The organism is Nocardioides yefusunii, assembly GCF_004014875.1.
Lineage (GTDB): Bacteria > Actinomycetota > Actinomycetes > Propionibacteriales > Nocardioidaceae > Nocardioides > Nocardioides yefusunii.
Genome location: NZ_CP034929.1, coordinates 2,061,892 through 2,077,865, shown reverse-complemented (window position 1 = coordinate 2,077,865; position 15,974 = coordinate 2,061,892). Strand labels below are relative to the sequence as shown.

Annotated in this window: 18 protein-coding genes; 10 read left to right on the top strand and 8 right to left on the bottom strand. The window is 69.6% G+C overall.

The features are described 5' to 3' along the window. From sepH to EOV43_RS09425, 3 genes are read right to left on the bottom strand one after another with little or no spacing between them, the layout of a single operon-like run. The gene (gene sepH, locus EOV43_RS09435; protein ID WP_164878686.1) at nt 1-1,269 is read right to left on the bottom strand and encodes a septation protein SepH; all 1,269 of its coding nucleotides are present in this window, start codon (nt 1,267-1,269) and stop codon (nt 1-3) included. Nucleotides 1,270-1,274: 5 nt separating this feature from the next. After that, on the bottom strand, nt 1,275-2,612 hold the full coding sequence (locus tag EOV43_RS09430) for a D-arabinono-1,4-lactone oxidase (protein WP_128221059.1): 1,338 nt from the start codon (nt 2,610-2,612) through the stop codon (nt 1,275-1,277). Between the two features lie 40 nt (nt 2,613-2,652). Continuing rightward, nucleotides 2,653-3,858, bottom strand: coding sequence for an MFS transporter (locus tag EOV43_RS09425; protein WP_164878685.1), 1,206 nt, complete (start codon nt 3,856-3,858; stop codon nt 2,653-2,655). Between the two features lie 56 nt (nt 3,859-3,914). Here EOV43_RS09425 and EOV43_RS09420 point away from each other — a divergent pair, with 56 nt between their 5' ends. The 3 genes from EOV43_RS09420 to EOV43_RS09410 all read left to right on the top strand — a co-directional run bounded on the left by EOV43_RS09420 (nt 3,915) and on the right by EOV43_RS09410 (nt 6,492). Then, complete coding sequence (locus tag EOV43_RS09420) at nt 3,915-5,057, top strand: ferrochelatase (RefSeq protein WP_128221057.1); 1,143 nt, start codon at nt 3,915-3,917, stop codon at nt 5,055-5,057. Continuing rightward, on the top strand, nt 5,057-5,911 hold the full coding sequence (locus EOV43_RS09415; RefSeq protein ID WP_128221056.1) for an inositol monophosphatase family protein: 855 nt from the start codon (nt 5,057-5,059) through the stop codon (nt 5,909-5,911). Before EOV43_RS09420 ends, EOV43_RS09415 begins: the two co-directional genes overlap by 1 nt. 290 nt (nt 5,912-6,201) lie before the next feature. Beyond that, nucleotides 6,202-6,492 (top strand): DUF4193 domain-containing protein, encoded by a 291-nt coding sequence (locus EOV43_RS09410; RefSeq protein ID WP_128221055.1) that lies wholly within the window; start codon nt 6,202-6,204, stop codon nt 6,490-6,492. Between the two features lie 177 nt (nt 6,493-6,669). Here the strand turns inward: EOV43_RS09410 and EOV43_RS09405 are convergent, their stop codons facing one another. Both EOV43_RS09405 and EOV43_RS09400 read right to left on the bottom strand, forming a co-directional pair. Then, the gene (locus tag EOV43_RS09405; RefSeq protein WP_128221054.1) at nt 6,670-7,011 is read right to left on the bottom strand and encodes a DUF4235 domain-containing protein; all 342 of its coding nucleotides are present in this window, start codon (nt 7,009-7,011) and stop codon (nt 6,670-6,672) included. 100 nt (nt 7,012-7,111) lie between these two features. Continuing rightward, nucleotides 7,112-7,573 carry a DUF3093 domain-containing protein gene (locus tag EOV43_RS09400; protein ID WP_239022052.1) on the bottom strand — a complete coding sequence of 154 codons (462 nt, stop codon included), beginning with the start codon at nt 7,571-7,573 and terminating at the stop codon, nt 7,112-7,114. Nucleotides 7,574-7,711: 138 nt separating this feature from the next. Here EOV43_RS09400 and dut point away from each other — a divergent pair, with 138 nt between their 5' ends. From dut to EOV43_RS09380, 4 genes are all read left to right on the top strand, one after another. Next, complete coding sequence (gene dut, locus EOV43_RS09395) at nt 7,712-8,170, top strand: dUTP diphosphatase (protein WP_128222245.1); 459 nt, start codon at nt 7,712-7,714, stop codon at nt 8,168-8,170. Between the two features lie 66 nt (nt 8,171-8,236). Continuing rightward, nucleotides 8,237-8,857: a DUF3710 domain-containing protein gene (locus tag EOV43_RS09390; RefSeq protein ID WP_164878684.1), complete on the top strand. Its 621-nt coding sequence runs from the start codon at nt 8,237-8,239 to the stop codon at nt 8,855-8,857. A gap of 34 nt (nt 8,858-8,891) precedes the next feature. Beyond that, complete coding sequence (locus EOV43_RS09385) at nt 8,892-9,254, top strand: OB-fold nucleic acid binding domain-containing protein (RefSeq protein ID WP_239022051.1); 363 nt, start codon at nt 8,892-8,894, stop codon at nt 9,252-9,254. A gap of 37 nt (nt 9,255-9,291) precedes the next feature. Next, nucleotides 9,292-10,056, top strand: a complete 765-nt coding sequence (locus tag EOV43_RS09380; RefSeq protein ID WP_239022050.1) for a DUF3159 domain-containing protein — start codon at nt 9,292-9,294, stop codon at nt 10,054-10,056. Between the two features lie 23 nt (nt 10,057-10,079). Here EOV43_RS09380 and EOV43_RS09375 read toward each other — a convergent pair whose 3' ends face one another. Both EOV43_RS09375 and EOV43_RS09370 read right to left on the bottom strand, forming a co-directional pair. Further along, nucleotides 10,080-10,751: a potassium channel family protein gene (locus EOV43_RS09375; RefSeq protein WP_128221052.1), complete on the bottom strand. Its 672-nt coding sequence runs from the start codon at nt 10,749-10,751 to the stop codon at nt 10,080-10,082. 3 nt (nt 10,752-10,754) lie between these two features. After that, on the bottom strand, nt 10,755-11,402 hold the full coding sequence (locus tag EOV43_RS09370) for a potassium channel family protein (RefSeq protein ID WP_378528774.1): 648 nt from the start codon (nt 11,400-11,402) through the stop codon (nt 10,755-10,757). A gap of 97 nt (nt 11,403-11,499) precedes the next feature. Here EOV43_RS09370 and EOV43_RS09365 point away from each other — a divergent pair, with 97 nt between their 5' ends. Both EOV43_RS09365 and EOV43_RS09360 read left to right on the top strand, forming a co-directional pair. Next, nucleotides 11,500-13,545: an APC family permease gene (locus EOV43_RS09365; protein ID WP_239022049.1), complete on the top strand. Its 2,046-nt coding sequence runs from the start codon at nt 11,500-11,502 to the stop codon at nt 13,543-13,545. Next, entirely contained in the window at nt 13,542-14,696 is a 1,155-nt protein-coding gene (locus EOV43_RS09360; protein WP_128221049.1) for a class I SAM-dependent RNA methyltransferase, read from the top strand. Before EOV43_RS09365 ends, EOV43_RS09360 begins: the two co-directional genes overlap by 4 nt. Before the next feature lie 66 nt (nt 14,697-14,762). Here the strand turns inward: EOV43_RS09360 and EOV43_RS09355 are convergent, their stop codons facing one another. Continuing rightward, nucleotides 14,763-15,182 carry a PaaI family thioesterase gene (locus tag EOV43_RS09355; RefSeq protein ID WP_128221048.1) on the bottom strand — a complete coding sequence of 140 codons (420 nt, stop codon included), beginning with the start codon at nt 15,180-15,182 and terminating at the stop codon, nt 14,763-14,765. Between the two features lie 111 nt (nt 15,183-15,293). On the opposite strand from EOV43_RS09355, the gene EOV43_RS09350 reads away from it, so the two are divergent. Then, the gene (locus EOV43_RS09350; protein ID WP_128221047.1) at nt 15,294-15,863 is read left to right on the top strand and encodes a TetR/AcrR family transcriptional regulator; all 570 of its coding nucleotides are present in this window, start codon (nt 15,294-15,296) and stop codon (nt 15,861-15,863) included. The last annotated feature ends 111 nt before the right edge of the window (nt 15,864-15,974 follow it).

The window sequence follows — 15,974 nt, the reverse complement described above, 5'->3', positions numbered from 1 at the left end:
TCAGTCGTTCGGTCCACCGAACATGATCTCGTCCCAGCTCGGGACGGAGGCGCGGCCGCGCCTCTTGGGCGACTTCTTCACGACAGGCTTGTCGGTGTCAGTCTCCGCGGGGGCGTCCGTCACTTCTACTGCCGGGGCCTCGTCCACGACGGCCGGAGTCTCCTCGACGGGGGCGGCGGGGGCCACGGCGGAGGGGGCCTCGACCGACGGCATCGTGGCGCGCTGGGGCTTGGCCGGGGCGTAGGGGGGAACGTGCTGACGCATCGCGCCGCGGATGTTCGCCACCGTCTCACTGAGGTCGATGGTGCGCTCCTCCACCAGCGGAGCGTGGGGGTCGGCCGCCTCTTCGACAGGCTCGGTGTCGGCCACCGGAGCCTCGTCGACGGGCGCCGCGGCTTCGACCTCAGCCGCGACCTCAGACTCGCCGTCAGCGGAAGTGTCCACCTCGCTCTGGCCCTTGACCAGGCGGATCGCGTCGTCGCCCAGGGAGACCGGAACCGAACGCAGACCCTGAGGGGCAGCGACCGGGGCGTCGAGCAGGGCGTCGCCGACCAGCCAGCGGGCGTCGTCGTCCTCGAGCAGGACGTAGTTGCCCTGGACGTCGTAGGTGAACGTGGCCACGCCGGTGCGGGCGGGGGTGTCGTAGCGGCCGGTGACCGTCCAGCGGCCGTCCTCACGACGGAAGGAGTCCCACTCCACCGAGGTGGGGTCCGTACGGTGCGCGCGGAGCTGGGTCTGCACGGCCTCGTCGACGGTCCGGGCGGTGGAGACACCGACCTCGTGCGGACGACGACGGATCGAGGAACGCTGGGCGCGGTCGGCGACGTGCTCACGCTCGGCCAGTACGGGGCCGGCGTAGACCATGATCTTGTCCAACGATGTCCCGGCCACGGCCGCGACGGACTCCGCACTCTCACCCGCGCGGATGCGGGCCTGGATGTCACGAGGGCGAAGGGCGCTTTCCATGCGGATCTCCAGATGGGCGGGTCGAGGCAGCTCACCACGCAGGGCGGAGCGCAGGGCGTTGTCGAGGTCGAGGGTGAACTCAGAACCGTTGCCGTCGACGAGCAGCAGGCGGGTGTGGTCCTCACTGAGGGCCGCAAGAGTGAGGTGCACCGGTCCACGCTCCCGCGCGGGGCCGGCGCCGGCCCGCTCACGCAGGTTCTCACGCACGTACGGCGCGCCGGGACCGGCGGTCGCGAAGCGGCTCGCCGGGGTGCCGTGGTCAGGCCCCGAGGCGAACGGGCTACGTGCGTTGGTGGACGACATTGCTGTCATTCTCCCAGAACTCGGCGCAAATAGGGATTGGTGAACACTCGATCAGGGTCGAGTCGATCCCGCAGGGAAAGGAACTCGTCGAGCAAAGGGTAGTCGTCCTTCACGTCGTCCACACGCAGGCGGTGCAACTTCCCCCAGTGGGGACGACCTCCGTACCCCCGCATGACGTTCTCGACGGCGGCGAAGTAGGCGGTGTGGTCGACGTCGTGGTGGACGTGGAAGGCCAGGTGCATCGAGTCGCGCCCGTACCCGGTGGAGAGAGCGACGTCGTCGGCAGGCGCGGTGCGGATCTCGACGGGGAAGGAGATCCGCCAGTCGTGGGCGTCCATCACCCGACGGGCCTCACGCAGCGCCTCCAGTCCCACCTCGCGGGGGAGGGCGTACTCCATCTCCCGGAACCGGACCGTGCGCGGGGAGACGAACACCTTGTGTGCGACGTCGGAGTAGGTGCGTGCCGACAGCACCCGGGACGCGGCGGCGTTGATGCCGGGCACCAGCGACGGGACCCTGCTCGCGACCGCGTTCAGGACGCCGAAGGCGGTGTTGGAGAGGAAGTCGTCGTCGAGCCAGGCGCGGAACGGGGACAGCGGCTCCGGGTCTTCGTCGGTGAGTCGGGTGTTTGCCTTGAGCAGTGCACGATCGGTGTGCGGGAACCAGTGCACGTCGACGTGATGGTGCGCCTCGTCGAGTTCGTCGAAGGTGGCCAGGAGTTCGTCCCAGCCGATCGGGCGTTCCTCGGCCCGGAGCAGGAACGTCGGCTCCACCTTGAACGTGACCTCGGTCAGCACCCCGAGCGCGCCCAGGCCGACGCGTCCCAGCCGGAAGACGTCGGGGTTCTCCGTCTCGGAGGCGCGCAGCACCTCGCCGGTGCCGGAGACCATCTCGAAGCCGGCCAGCTGGGGAGCGAGCCCGGCGACGACACCGCCGCTGCCGTGGGTGCCGGTGGAGACCGCGCCGGCCAGGGTCTGCTCGGCGATGTCGCCCATGTTGTGCAGAGAGACGCCGGCCTGCTCGAGCGCGACGTTGAGGTGCTTGAGCTGCACCCCGGCCGGCGCAGTGGCCGTCATCGTCGCGTGGTCCACCCGGACCTCGCCGACCAGGCGTTCGGGGGTCAGCATCGTGTGCTCGGGAGCCGAGATCGACGTGAACGAGTGCCCCGAACCGATCATCTTCACCGTCGTGCGTTCGCTGCGGGCACGCTCGACCGCGCGGACCACGTCAGCGCTGGAAGCCGGAGCCTCGGACCGGACGGGCGTGGTGCTCTCCAGGCCCGACCAGTTGCGCCACACCGGTCCGTGGCTCGCAGCCTCGGAGGTCGTGCGCACGTCGGTCATGGGCCGAGGCTAGTCCCCGCGACCCCGTCACGTCAGCGGGTCAGGAGACTGCGTCAGCCTCGGAACGGCGACGGGGACGCAACAGTTGAGCGGCGGCCGCGCCGAGCAGGCACGCGGCCACGCCCACCGCGAAACCGGCCGAGGGTCCGTGGGAGTCCACGAGCACGCCGCCGATCGCAGCGCCCGGAGCCACACCCGCCACCAGGCCGGTCTGGATCAGCGCCATGCCCTCGGTCAGACGCGCGGCCGGAACGCAGAGTTCGACGAGCGTCAGGGTCGCGATCATGGTGGGAGCGATCGCCAGCCCGGCGACCAGCAGCACTGCACCCAACGCCCAGGTCGAGGAGACCAGGATCGTGGGCACCATCAACACCGTCAGCGCGACCATGCCGACCCGGACTCGCACCTGGGGTCCACGACGCCACGTCAGGGTCCCGGCGACCAGGCCACCGACCATGCTGCCCAGCGCCCACATCGCGAGCAGCGGTCCGGAAAGGCCCGGTGACCCGGCGCGGTCGGCGAACGCCACCGTGGCGACCTCGGCGACGCCGAAGAGGGCGCCCTGCATCAGACCCACCACTGCCAGGGGCGCCAGTGCGGCCCAGTCCATCGGGGGCCGGACGTCGTTGCCGGAACTGCGGCGGCGTGCCGGGGGAGCGGTGTGTCGCTGCGCGGCGAACGAAACGGTGCCGACCAGTCCCAGCGTCAATGCCAGGGCCAGGGCCCACGCAGGCTGCCACAGCGTCGCCAGCGTCGTCACCAGCACCGGTCCGACGACGAAGACGAACTCGTCGATCACCGACTCCAGCGCGTAGGCGGTCTGCACCTCTCGACGCGAGGTCAGGACGTGGGACCACCGGGCCCGCACGCACGCGCCGATCTGCGGCGCGAAGGAGCCGCCCAGCGCGGCGAACAGGTAGGTGAGCGCAGAGGGCCAGTCGTTCTCCACCGAGAGGATCATCGACGCCAACGACGCAGTGAAACCGGCTGCTGCCACGGGCAGGACCCGCCACTGGCCGAAGGCGTCGATCAGTTTGCCGTGCACCAGGGCGAACACGGCCTGCGCCAGCACGTACGCGGCAGAGACGGTTCCGGCCAGACCGTAGGAGCCCGTCCTGTGCTCGACCAGCAGCACGATGCCGAGACCGACGGTCGAAGCAGGGAGCCGCGCGACGAGGGCCGATGAGCAGAAAGCGAGGGCCCCGGGGTGTGACAGGACGCGACCGTAGGAGGAGAACATCGTCATCAAGGTTACGGTCGAGGGCCCGGGGTTCGTTATCCGCCTGAGCCTACGATGGGGAGATGACCTCATCTCTCGGCGCTGACGTCACGCCGTACGACGCACTGCTCCTGCTTTCCTTCGGAGGGCCGGAGAAGCCTGAGGACGTGGTCCCGTTCCTCGAGAACGTGACCAGGGGGAGGGGGATCCCGCGCGAGCGCCTCGAAGAGGTCGGCCAGCACTACTTCGGATTCGGCGGGAAGTCGCCGATCAACGACCAGAACCGGGCCCTGCTCGCCGCACTGCGCGCCGACCTCGCCGAGGCCGGCGTCGATCTACCCGTGTACTGGGGCAACCGCAACTGGGACCCCTACCTCAACGACGCGGTGGAGCAGATGAAGGCCGACGGCGTGCAGCGTGCCGCGGTCTTCACCACCTCGGCGTACTCGTCCTACTCCTCGTGCCGGCAGTACCGCGAGAACCTCGCCGACGTCACCGCCGAGGTCGAGGGTGCCCCGCGCCTGGACCGCCTGCGCCAGTACTACAACCACCCCGGCTTCATCGACCCGTTCGTCGACGCCACCCTGGGCTGCCTCGCCGACCTCGACGCGACCCTGCGCGACGACGCCCACCTCGTCTTCGTCACCCACTCGATCCCCACCACGATGAACGACGGCTCGGGCCTCAACTCGCCCGCCGGGGGCGGCGCCTACGTGCGCCAGCACCTCGACGTGATGGCCCAGGTGACGGCCCGCGTCGCCGAGGCCACCGGCGTCGAACGCCCGCACGAGCTCGTCTACTGCTCGCGTTCGGGTGCTCCGCACGTCCCGTGGCTCGAGCCGGACGTCAACGACCGTCTCGCTGAGCTCGCCGCCGACGGCGTGAAGGCCGTCGTGATGATCCCGATCGGCTTCGTCTCCGATCACATGGAGGTCGTGTACGACCTCGACACCGAAGCGATGGCCACCTGCGCCGAGCTCGGGATCGAGGCCCGCCGTGCCTCGACCCCGGGCGTCGATCCGCGCTTCGTCGCGATGGTCCGCGACCTCCTCCTCGAACGCGCCGCCGTCGTCCGCGGTGTCGAGACCGTGCGCCGCAGCGTCGGGGCGCTCGGCGCCGGACCGGACCTGTGCGCGCCCGGCTGCTGCCCCCACCCGCGTGCCCCCCGACCGGCCCTGTGTGGTCGAGACGACGAACTCCCCACGAACGACGAGGTCAACGCCTGATGAACACCCCCCAGCCTGACGCCACACCCACCCCCCAGACCGCCCACGACGTCAGTGAACTGCGGGCCGTCGCCGAGCGGGTCGCTGCTGCCGCCGCCGACCTCGTGCGCGACATGGCCCGTCAGGCCGTCGAGGTGGCCGACACCAAGTCCAGCCAGGTCGACGTCGTCACCGAGGTCGACCGGGCCAGCGAGGCTCTCGTGCGCCGCCTGCTCGCCGAGACCCGCCCCGACGACGCCGTGCTCGGCGAGGAAGAGGGCGCCTCCGCAGGCGTCAGCGGTGTCCGCTGGGTCGTCGACCCGGTCGACGGCACCGTCAACCTGCTCTACGGCATCGACGAGTACGCCGTTTCCCTGGCCGCCGAGGTCGACGGAGAGCCGCTGGCGGCCGCGGTCGTCCACGTCGGCACCGGAACCGTCTACTCAGCGGGCCGGGGACAGGGCGCCACCAAGGACGGACGCCCGCTGCAGGTGCGTCCGGCGACCACGGTCGCCCAGAGCCTGGTGCTCACCGGCTTCGGGTACCGCAGCGAGGTCCGGGCCCACCAGGGAGCCTGCGTGGCCCGGCTGCTGCCTCTGGTGCGCGACATTCGTCGCATGGGTTCCTGTGCCCTCGACCTGTGCCACGTCGCCGAGGGCATCGCCGACGCCTACGTCGAGGACGGTCCTCAGCCGTGGGACTACGCCGCCGGACGCCTGGTGCTCACCGAGGCCGGGGGACGCTTCGAGATCCTCGCCGGTCCGCTGGGGCGCCAGCTGGACGGGTGGAACGAGCGCTCGGTGCTGGTGGCTGCCCCGGCGCACACCTGGGACGCCTTCGCGAGCACCCTGCGCGAGTGCGGTTTCGTCGACTGACGCCCTAGGGTGTCGCGCGTACGCTCGCAGCGCCAGCCGGTCCTGGGGTCTGTGCTCCGACGGGGCTGATCCTCGGCGGACGAAAGCGGTGGACGACGCCACCAGAATCGCGTCACCTGAATGCGGTACGGCTCACGTCCGGAGCGCGGGAATACCCGCGGGCAATAACAGGTTCGACACGACAGATGACGCCGGTGGTGCTCCACCGGACACCGTGGGGCACAATCCTCCCGCCGAGGGATGGCTCGGGCCGACACACGGCACAACATTTTCGGGACACGGAAGAAGAGATGGCGACCGACTACGACGCACCTCGCAAGAACGAGGAAGACCAGAGCGAAGAGAGCATCGAGGAGCTCAAGGCGCGCCGACACGACAAGAACTCCGGCAAGGTCGACGAGGACGAGACCGAAGCCGCTGAGTCGTTCGAACTGCCGGGTGCAGACCTCTCGCACGAGGAGCTCGCCGTCGAGGTGAAGCCCAAGCAGGAGGACGAGTTCACCTGCATGAGCTGCTTCCTGGTGCACCACCACTCGCAGCTGGCTGACGCCGAGAAGCAGATCTGCCACGACTGCTACTGAGCGCCACTGACGCCGAGCCCGGGCCCCGACGGGAACCCCGGGCCGCGTCACCGCGGTGCTGGACGTCGAATGATGTTCCGGCTGCACCGCACACGGACGAACGAGGCCGCATCCCCACGGGATGCGGCCTCGTGTCGTGTCTCGATGTCCGACGAACGGTGCTGAGACGAACGGTGCTCAGGCGACCTGCGCGTCCGAGGACGTGGCCTTCTGGCCGTCCTTGCGCAGGGTCGGGGGAAGCTGACCCGTCGACTGGGCGTAGTACGTGGCGGCCTTGCGGGTCGCGAGCATGCGGGCCAGGGCGATGATCGTGCCGCTGGCGGCGGCCCACAGGATCGCCTCACGCAGCTCGACGTCGGGGTCAGCGGGGTTCGCGGGCGGGTTCTTGCCCGTCGCCACGCGCCAGGAGGCGTCGAGACCCTTCTTGGCCACTGCTGCGGCGCCGACGGCGGCCACGGCAGAGAGCGCGTTCCACGCAGGGGACTTCTTCTGCTTGCCGGCCTTGGAACGCTTTCCCATGCGGGGCTCCTCCTCGTGCGGCGCCGTCGTGGACCGAACGAGCGCTCTGGGTGTTGGCCAGAGCCTAGCCGCGTCGGCAGAGCGTGCGGAGGGGGACAGGTCAGCGGACCTCGGCCGAGGCGCCGGCGGCACGCAGGGCGGCGGCGAGCTTCTCGGGGTGACGTGTGCTGACGAGCCAGTACGGGGCAGGGTCGCTGGGGTCGGTGACCGCGATCTTCACCGAGCGCTTGAGGTAGGGGCGCAGCACCAGGTGGGCACGTGCGTCCGCTTCGCGGCCGGCGACGGCGCGGGTGCGCTCGGCGTCCAGCGCCTCGACCTCGCCCAGGTGGTGGGTCTCGATCCGGGCGCGGCCCACGGTCAGGACGTCGTCGGAGATCCGGACCACGGCACCGTAGGCCGCGTACAGCACTGCCATCAGTGCGACGACGAACCCGGTGATGATCCAGACCACACCCTCGTTCTCGGGCACGGCAACCAGCAGGGCCAGCCAGAAGGTGGCGATCAGCATGATTCCCTGGACCCACCAGCGAAGGGGGACGTACAGACGCTCGGAGTACTCCACGGACCTCAGCCTAGGCGCGGCACCAAGCCGTGACGAAAGCCGCGCACACCCACCTCGGGGTACGTCGCCGACGGGTAGGCTCACCCGGTGACCCAGAACGCCCCCGCAGAGAACAGCCCCCGGACTGCCAGCGCGTCGTTGGACGTGCGGGTCGTCCGGATCGACGAAGGCCTGCCGCTCCCGTCCTACGCGCACCCCGGTGACGCGGGCGCGGACCTGCACACCGGCGTCGACGTCGTCCTCGCTCCGGGCGAGCGAGCTCTCGTGCCCACCGGCGTCGCGATCGCACTGCCCGACGGCTTCGTTGCCCTGGTGCACCCGCGCTCGGGACTCGCGGCCCGTCACGGCCTCTCGATCGTCAACACGCCCGGCACCGTCGACTCCGGCTACCGCGGCGAGATCAAGGTGATGCTGATCAACCACGACCCCGTGGAGGAGATCTGCCTGCAGCGCGGTGACCGCATCGCCCAGCTCGTCGTCCAGCGCTACGAACGGGTCCGCTGGGTCGAGGTGGAGACGCTGGACGACACCGCGCGAGGTGACGGGGGATACGGTTCCACCGGCGGTTTCACCGGTGGCACCCCCGCGAGCGCCTGAGTCACTCCACCCAGACCAGCACCACAGTCCAGCAACACCACAGACCAGCACCAGGAGGTGTCTTCGGTGAAGTTCCGTCGCAAGGCCACGCAGGAGACCGCAGCCCAGACCGCAGGTGCGGCCGCTGCCAGCGAGCAGTCGGCCCCCACCACCGGTCCCTTCGACGTGTCGGAGATCCGTGACGACATCGAGCGGATCGACGTGGGCGCGCTCCTCGTCGCCCCGGTCGAGGGTCTCGAACTGCGCCTCCAGGTGAACGAGCAGACCGAGGAGGTCGGCGCTGCGATGCTCGCCGGCCCGGAGGGTGCGATGGAGCTCCAGGCCTACGCGGCCCCCACCAGCGGTGGCCTGTGGGACGAGGTTCGTCCGCAGATCGCTGCCGACGTGGCCCGCCGTGGCGGTGCCAGCGAGGAGCGCGAGGGCGACTTCGGCACGGAGCTGCTCTGCCGCGTCCCCGCCCAGCTCGCCGACGGCAGCGAGGGTTTCCAGCCCTCGCGCATCATCGCCGTCGAGCGTGGCCGCTGGATGCTCCGTGCGACCTTGCTGGGACGTCCTGCGATGGACTCCGAGGCCGCTCAGGTCTGGGAGCACGCGCTGCGTCTCGTCGCGGTGCGTCGCGGTGTGGGTGCCATGCCGGTCGGCAAGCAGATTCCTCTGGTGCTCCCGGCCGAGGCTCGACGAGACTGACCCTCGACGCGCCGTCACGTCCAGGAGGCAAGCCATGGGGATGCGCAGCACCGCGAGTGACGCTCTGCGTCGCTGGGCCGACTCGAGCGACCAGGAGGCCCGCGATCTCCGCAAGGAGCACGGAGTCGCAGGTGCCACCCCGATCGGTCAGGCTCCCGACCGGGAGACGGTCAAGCTGCGCGGCACCGTGCGCACCCTCACCCTGATGCCCCGGGGCGGGGTCCCGTCGTTGGAGGCCGAACTCGACGACGGCACCGGCGTGGTCGTCCTGGTCTGGCTGGGACGACGTCGCATCGCGGGAATCCAGGTGGGCCGGGCGATGAGCGTCCAAGGACGAATCGGCCTGCACGACCACCGTCGCGTCCTGTACAACCCTCGTTACGAACTCATGCCGTGACCTGCGTCCGGCCTGGAACTCTCAGGAAGGACCATCCGTGACCCGTGAGGACACCGTCCCCGAGCCGCGAGCGGCCTCCGTCGGCAGCGTCGAGTCGCTGGTGCGTGAGCAGTTGGCCACGGCGCTCGGTGGACGACGCGGTATGGTCGAGGCTGCTGTCCCGACCATCCTCTTCACGCTGGTCTGGCTGACCCGCAAGGACCTCGACACCGCGTTGGTGGTGAGCATCTCGGCCGCCGTCGTGATGCTTGCGCTGCGTCTGGTGCAGCGCTCGACCGTGCAGTTCTGCCTGAACGCCCTCTTCGGGATCGCGATCGGCTGGTTCTTCGTGAACCGCTCCGCCGCCTCGGGTGGCAGTGCCGAGGACCAGGCGCTGGCCTACTTCCTGCCCGGAATCCTCTACAACGGCGGGTACGCGGTGGTGATGGCGTTCACCGTTCTCATCGGATGGCCTTTGGTGGGCTTCATGGTCGGCAGCGTCACCGGCGACCCCACGGCGTGGCACTCCAACCGTCAGGTCGTGAAGCTGTCCAAGGTCCTGACCTGGCTGCTGGCCGCCCCGTGCGTCCTGCGCGTCGTGGCCCAGGCGCCGGTCTACCTGGCCGGCAAGTCCGGATCGATGGACGCCGACACCGCCGTAGCGGTCCTGGGAACGACCAAGATCATCATGGGCTGGCCGGTCCAGCTCGCCACCCTCGCACTGATGGTGTGGGTGCTGGGACGCAACCACACGCCGCTCGAGGGCGACCCCGAGGACGTCGCTCAGGCGCTCGCCGGGCCCCGTGAGGACGACGACGCCTGACGTTCGGTCTTCTCGGCCGGGCTTCAGGCCTTGGGGGACCGCGGGGAGAGCAGTTCCTGCAGGGCGTCCTCGGCCTCCTCGTTGATGACGAAGAGGAGTTCGTCGCCCGACTCCAACGGCTGGTCCTTCTCCGGCGGGTAGACCTGACCGTCGCGCAGGATCGTGACGAGCAGACAGTTCTCCGGCCACGGCACCAGACCGGCCGGCTTCCCGACGTAGGGGGAGTTGTCCGGAAGGGTCAGCTCGACGAGGTTGGCGTTGCCCTTGCGGAAGGTGAAGAGTCGCACGAGGTCGCCGACGGTGACGGCCTCCTCCACGAGCGCCGCCATGATCCGCGGGGTCGAGACGTTGACGTCGACGCCCCACGCTTCGGTGAAGAGCCACTCGTTGTCGGGGTGGTTGACGCGGCCCACCGTGCGTGGCACCCCGAACTCGCTCTTCGCCAGCAGGGAGGTGACCAGGTTGGCCTTGTCGTCGCCGGTGGCCGCGATCATGACGTCGTAGGTCTGCAGTTTCGCGGCCTCCAACGACGACATCTCGCACGCGTCGGCCTGCAGCCATTGCGCCTGCGGGATGCGTTCGGGGACGACGGCCTCAGGGGCGCGGTCGATGAGGAGGACCTCGTGGTCGTTCTCGATGAGCTCGACGGCGATGGCTCGCCCGACGGCTCCGGCTCCGGCGATGGCGACGCGCACGGTTCAGTCCTCCTGGGGGCCGGAGTTGATGGCCCGGTACGTCTCGGCAGCGGTGGCCTCGGCCATCACCAGGTGGATGACGTCGCCCTCCTGGATGACGCTGTCACGGTTGGGGAGCATGCCCTCACCCAGACGGTCGATCCATGCGATCCGACTCGCGGTCTGGGACTGGAAACGGATCGTTCGTTCGCCGATCCATGCCTCGGGGGCGTGGACCTGATCGAGGCGGATCATGCCCGAAGGATCACGGAAGTCGGGTTCGGCGCCGGCCGGGAGCAGTCGTCGCAGGAACTGGTCCGACGTCCAGCGCACGGTGGCGACGGTGGTGATGCCGAGGCGCTGGAAGACCTCCGCGCGGCCCGGGTCGTAGATGCGGGCCACGACGGTGCCCACACCGAAGGTCTCGCGTGCCACCCGGGCGGCGATGATGTTGGAGTTGTCGCCGCTGGAGACCGCGGCGAACGCGTCGGCGCGACGGATGCCTGCCTTCTCCAGGACCTTCTGGTCGAAGCCCTTGCCGGTGACCATGTCGCCGTTGAAGTCGGCGCCGAGTCGGCGGAACGCGCCCGGGTCGACATCGATCACCGACACGGTGTGGTTACGGTCCTCGAGGCTGCGGGCGAGGGTGGACCCCACCCGGCCACAACCCATGATCACGACGTGCACGCGGCCACGCTATACCCGCCGCGACGGTTCGTGCGGTTGCGTGCGCGTCGTCGAGGTGCGATTGGGGCTAGCGTTGCCCGATGTGGGTGTAGGTGACGTCTTCAGACGGGTCCTGTTGGGCCGCAAGTTGCGCAGTTCTCAGCTGGGGGAGACGTTGCTCCCCAAGCGGGTCGCGCTGCCCGTCTTCGCGAGTGACGCGCTGAGCTCGGTGGCCTATGCCCCCGACGAGATCTTCATCATGCTGTCCATGGCCGGCGCCTCGGCGTACGCCATGTCGTGGCAGGTCGGCGTGGCGGTGGCGGTGGTGATGGCGGCCGTGATCGCCTCGTACCGCCAGACCGTGCACGCCTATCCCTCCGGCGGTGGCGACTACGAGGTGGCGAAGGTCAACCTCGGCCTCACCGCCGGCACGACGGTCGCGAGCGCGCTGCTGGTCGACTACTGCCTCACGGTGGCGGTCTCGGTCTCGGCAGGGGCGCACTACGCGTCCTCGGCACTGCCGTTCCTCAACCACCACGAGGTGCTGTTCGCGACCCTGATGGTGGTCGTCCTGGCCGCGCTCAACCTGCGCGGGGTGCGCGAGTCGGGCAAGCTCTTCGCCCTGCCCACCTACCTGTTCATCGTGGCGATCCTGGGGACGTGTGCGGTCGGGCTGTACCGCTGGTTCGACGGCAGCCTGCCGCGGGTCGAGTCGGCGGCCCTGGAGATCGTGCCCGCTCCCGGCTGGGAGGGAGAGCTCACGACGTTCGGTCTGATCGTGCTGCTGGCTCGTGCCTTCTCGTCCGGCTGTGCGGCGCTGACCGGTGTGGAGGCGATCTCCAACGGCGTCCCGGCGTTCACGAAGCCGAAGAGCCGCAACGCCGCCACGACGCTCCTGCTGCTCGGCCTGATCGCCGTCTCGATGATGCTGAGCGTGATCGTGCTGGCCCACCAGATGGGTCTGCGCTTCGTGGACCCCTACGACCTCGACCGCCTCGTCAACGCCGACGGCTCGGCGGCCAGCGACTACGACCAGCACGCCGTGATCGCCCAGGTGGCGCGTGGCGTCTTCGACGGGTTCCCGCCCGGCTTCTACGCCGTCACCATCGTCACCGGCCTGATCCTGGTGCTCGCCGCCAACACCGCGTTCAACGGCTTCCCGGTGCTCGGCTCCATCCTCGCCGAGGACGGCTACCTGCCCAAGGCGCTCGGCTCGCGGGGAGACCGTCTGGCCTACAGCAACGGCATCATCTTCCTCGCCGCGGTGTCGCTGATGCTGGTGTGGGTCTTCGACGCTGCAGTGACCCGCCTGATCCAGCTCTACATCGTGGGGGTCTTCGTCTCGTTCACGCTGAGCCAGCTCGGCATGGTGCGGCACTGGACCCGACACCTGCTCGACGAGACCGACCCTGCAGAACGAGGACGGATGCAGCGCTCGCGCGTCATCAACGCCGTTGGCATGGTGATGACGGGGGTGGTGCTGCTCGTGGTCCTGGTCACCAAGTTCACCCACGGTGCTTGGATCACGATCCTGGTGATGGGCTTGTTCTTCCTCGTCATGCGCGCGATCCGACGTCACTACGACCGGGTCACCGAAGAGCTCGCGGCCGACGAGCAGGACCGCGTCATGCCGACCCGGGTGCACGCGATCGTGCTGGTCTCCAAGCTCCACAAGCCGACGCTGCGGGCCCTGGCGTTCGCGAAGGCGACCCGCCCCAACGTGCTCGAGGCCGTCTACGTCGACATCGACTCCGTCGCGACCACTGCGTTGCTCAAGGACTGGGAGGAGCGCGACCTCGACGTTCCGCTCAAGGTGCTGCACTCGCCGTTCCGTGAGGTGGCCCGCCCGATCTCCGAGTACGCCCAGGCGATCCGCAAGGCCAGCCCGCGAGGAGTGGTGGCGGTGTACATCCCTGAGTACGTGGTGGGACGTTGGTGGGAGCAGTTGCTGCACAACCAGAGTGCCTTGCGACTCAAGGGACGATTGCTGTTCGCGCCCGGAGTCATGGTGACATCGGTTCCGTACCAGCTCGAGTCCTCGCAGGTCGCGCGTGCGCGCGTCGTCCGCGCCCAGGACCGGGTGAAGGCAGGTGACCTCCGACGCGGTCGGGTGGTCGAGGACGAGAGTGGACAGGTCAACAACAGATGAGCAGGCAGAACCGGCAGCCCCGTGAGCGCAAGGCCCGTGGAATCTCCCACGTGGGGGAGCGTCACGAGGTCGTCGTCGGGCCCGTGGCCCACGGAGGTCACTGTGTGGCCCGCGTCGAGGTCCCCGGAGCGGGCGAGGACGGCGCTGCGGCACAGCGTGTCGTGTTCGTGCGTCACACCCTCCCCGGCGAGCGGGTGATCGTCGAGATCACCGAGGGCACCGCGGGGGACCGGTTCTGGCGTGGAGACGCCGTCGAGGTCCTCGAGGCTTCGGCCCAGCGCGTCGAGGCCCCGTGCCGCTTCTCCGGCCCCGGCCTGTGCGGTGGCTGCGACTTCCAGCACGTGAAGGTCTCCCACCAGCGTGCTCTCAAGGCTGGAGTCGTCAAGGAGCAGCTCGTCCGTCTGGGCGGCCTCGAGGCTGAGAACCCGCTCGTCGCGGGTCTCCGTGTCGAGCAGGTCTCCGGCGACAAGAACGGCCTGCACTGGCGTTCCCGCACCCGCTTCGCCGGCACCATCGGCGGCGGTCGTGCGATGCGCAAGCACCGCTCGCGTGAGCTCGTCGAGATCGACGAGTGCCTGATCGAGGGCGAGACCGTCTCCCACACCGTCCACGGTGTCGCGTTCGAGGTCGCTCCGGGTGGTTTCTGGCAGGTGCACCCCGGCGCCCCCGAGGCCCTGGTCGACACCGTCCTTGAGTTCCTGGACCCCCAGCCCGGTGAGGCCGTCCTTGACCTCTACGCCGGTGTCGGCCTCTTCGGCCGCTTCCTGGCGGAGAAGGTCGGCACTGAGGCTCGCGTCGTCGCGATCGAGGGTGACGAGACCGCTGCCAAGTTGGCCAAGAAGAACATGACGGGTCTGGCCAAGATCCGTACCGCCGCCGGTCTGGTCGACCACGTCCTGCGTGACCAGTTCGACGAGCCCTTCGACCTCGTGGTCCTCGACCCCCCGCGTGAGGGTGCCAAGCGCAAGGTCGTCGAGCGTGTCGTCGACCGCGCCCCGCGTGCGGTCGCCTACGTCGCCTGCGACCCGGCTGCTCTGGCCCGCGACATCGCGCTCTTCGCCGAGCACGGTTACCGCCTGGAGAAGCTCCGCGCGTTCGACCTGTTCCCGATGACCCACCACGTGGAGTGCGTCGCGCTGCTCGTGCGCTGACGTCACCGACGCGAGAGCCCCGTGTCGTGCCCGAGAGGGTGCGGAACGGGGCTCTCGTGCGTCTGCTCAGCGATGGATGAGGCAGGTGGTCGTCGCGTGGGCGACCAGGCGACCTTCGTCGTCGCGGACCTCGCCCTGGGCGGTGGCGGTACGCCCGCCCACGTGGACGGTGGTCCCGACCCCGGTGAGACGGACACCGGCGACCGGGACGGTACGGGTGTAGTTCACCTTGATCTCGAGGGTGGAGTAGCCCTCTCCGGGGCCGAGGGTGGTGTGCACCGCGCACCCCATCACGGAGTCGAGGAGCGTGGCGCAGACCCCGCCGTGCACGTCCCCGAGGGGATTGGCGAAGTCGGGCCGGGTGACGACGCTGGCCTCGAACCGTCCGGGCTCGATCGCGTCGATCTCCATCCCGAGGAGCCGTCCGATCCCGGGGGTGGTCCCGATGCGGGACGCGGTGGCCCGGAGGAGTTCGAGACCGGTCATCTCTGAGGCTGCACGTGGCTGGCTGTTCTCGGTAGACCGTCTGGTCTACATGCAAGCAGAGGGTAGACCAGACGGTCTACCCTCTGGCCTTCTCGAATCACAGGAGATCCCATGGCGGCTGGCCCGCGTGAGCGTCTGGTCACTGCCGCCATCGAGCTGGTCCGCAGGGACGGCGTCGAAGGCGCGGCCCTCGCGGACATCCTGGAACGAGGCGGTGTGGCTCGGCGGTCGGTCTACCAGCACTTCCCCGGAGGCAAGGCTGAGATGGTCTCCGTTGCCACTGGCGAGGCCGGTCGACGGATGCGAGGTGTGATCGCGACCCTGGGGGCGGGGGTGACTCCGTCGGAGATGCTCGACGGACTCGTTCGGCGTACGGCGGACGATCTGCGACGCAGCGACTTCGCGCTCGGCTGCCCGGTGATGGCGGCCGCCAACTCTGCCGACGTGACGGTGGTACGGGCGGCGGCGGCCGAGGTCTTCGACCTGTGGATCGAGGAGATCTCTGCGCAGCTGGTCTCCGCCGGTCGCCCGGCGACCGAGGCGCAAGGTCTGGCCGGCTTCGTCGTGAGCTCGATCGAGGGGGCGCTGGCGCGGGCGCGTGCCGCACGCTCGGTGGCCCCGCTGGAGGAGGCCGCCGCCTTCCTCGTGCCTCTCGTGGCTGCAGTCGGAGACGCCGACTGAGTGCTGAGGGCGTGCGACGCTCGCCCTGCGGCGTTCGCCTTGGTTGGTAGGTGGACGTCGTGTATCTTGACGTCGAGAGATTATTTAACTTCGCCCCCGACGGCGCACTCG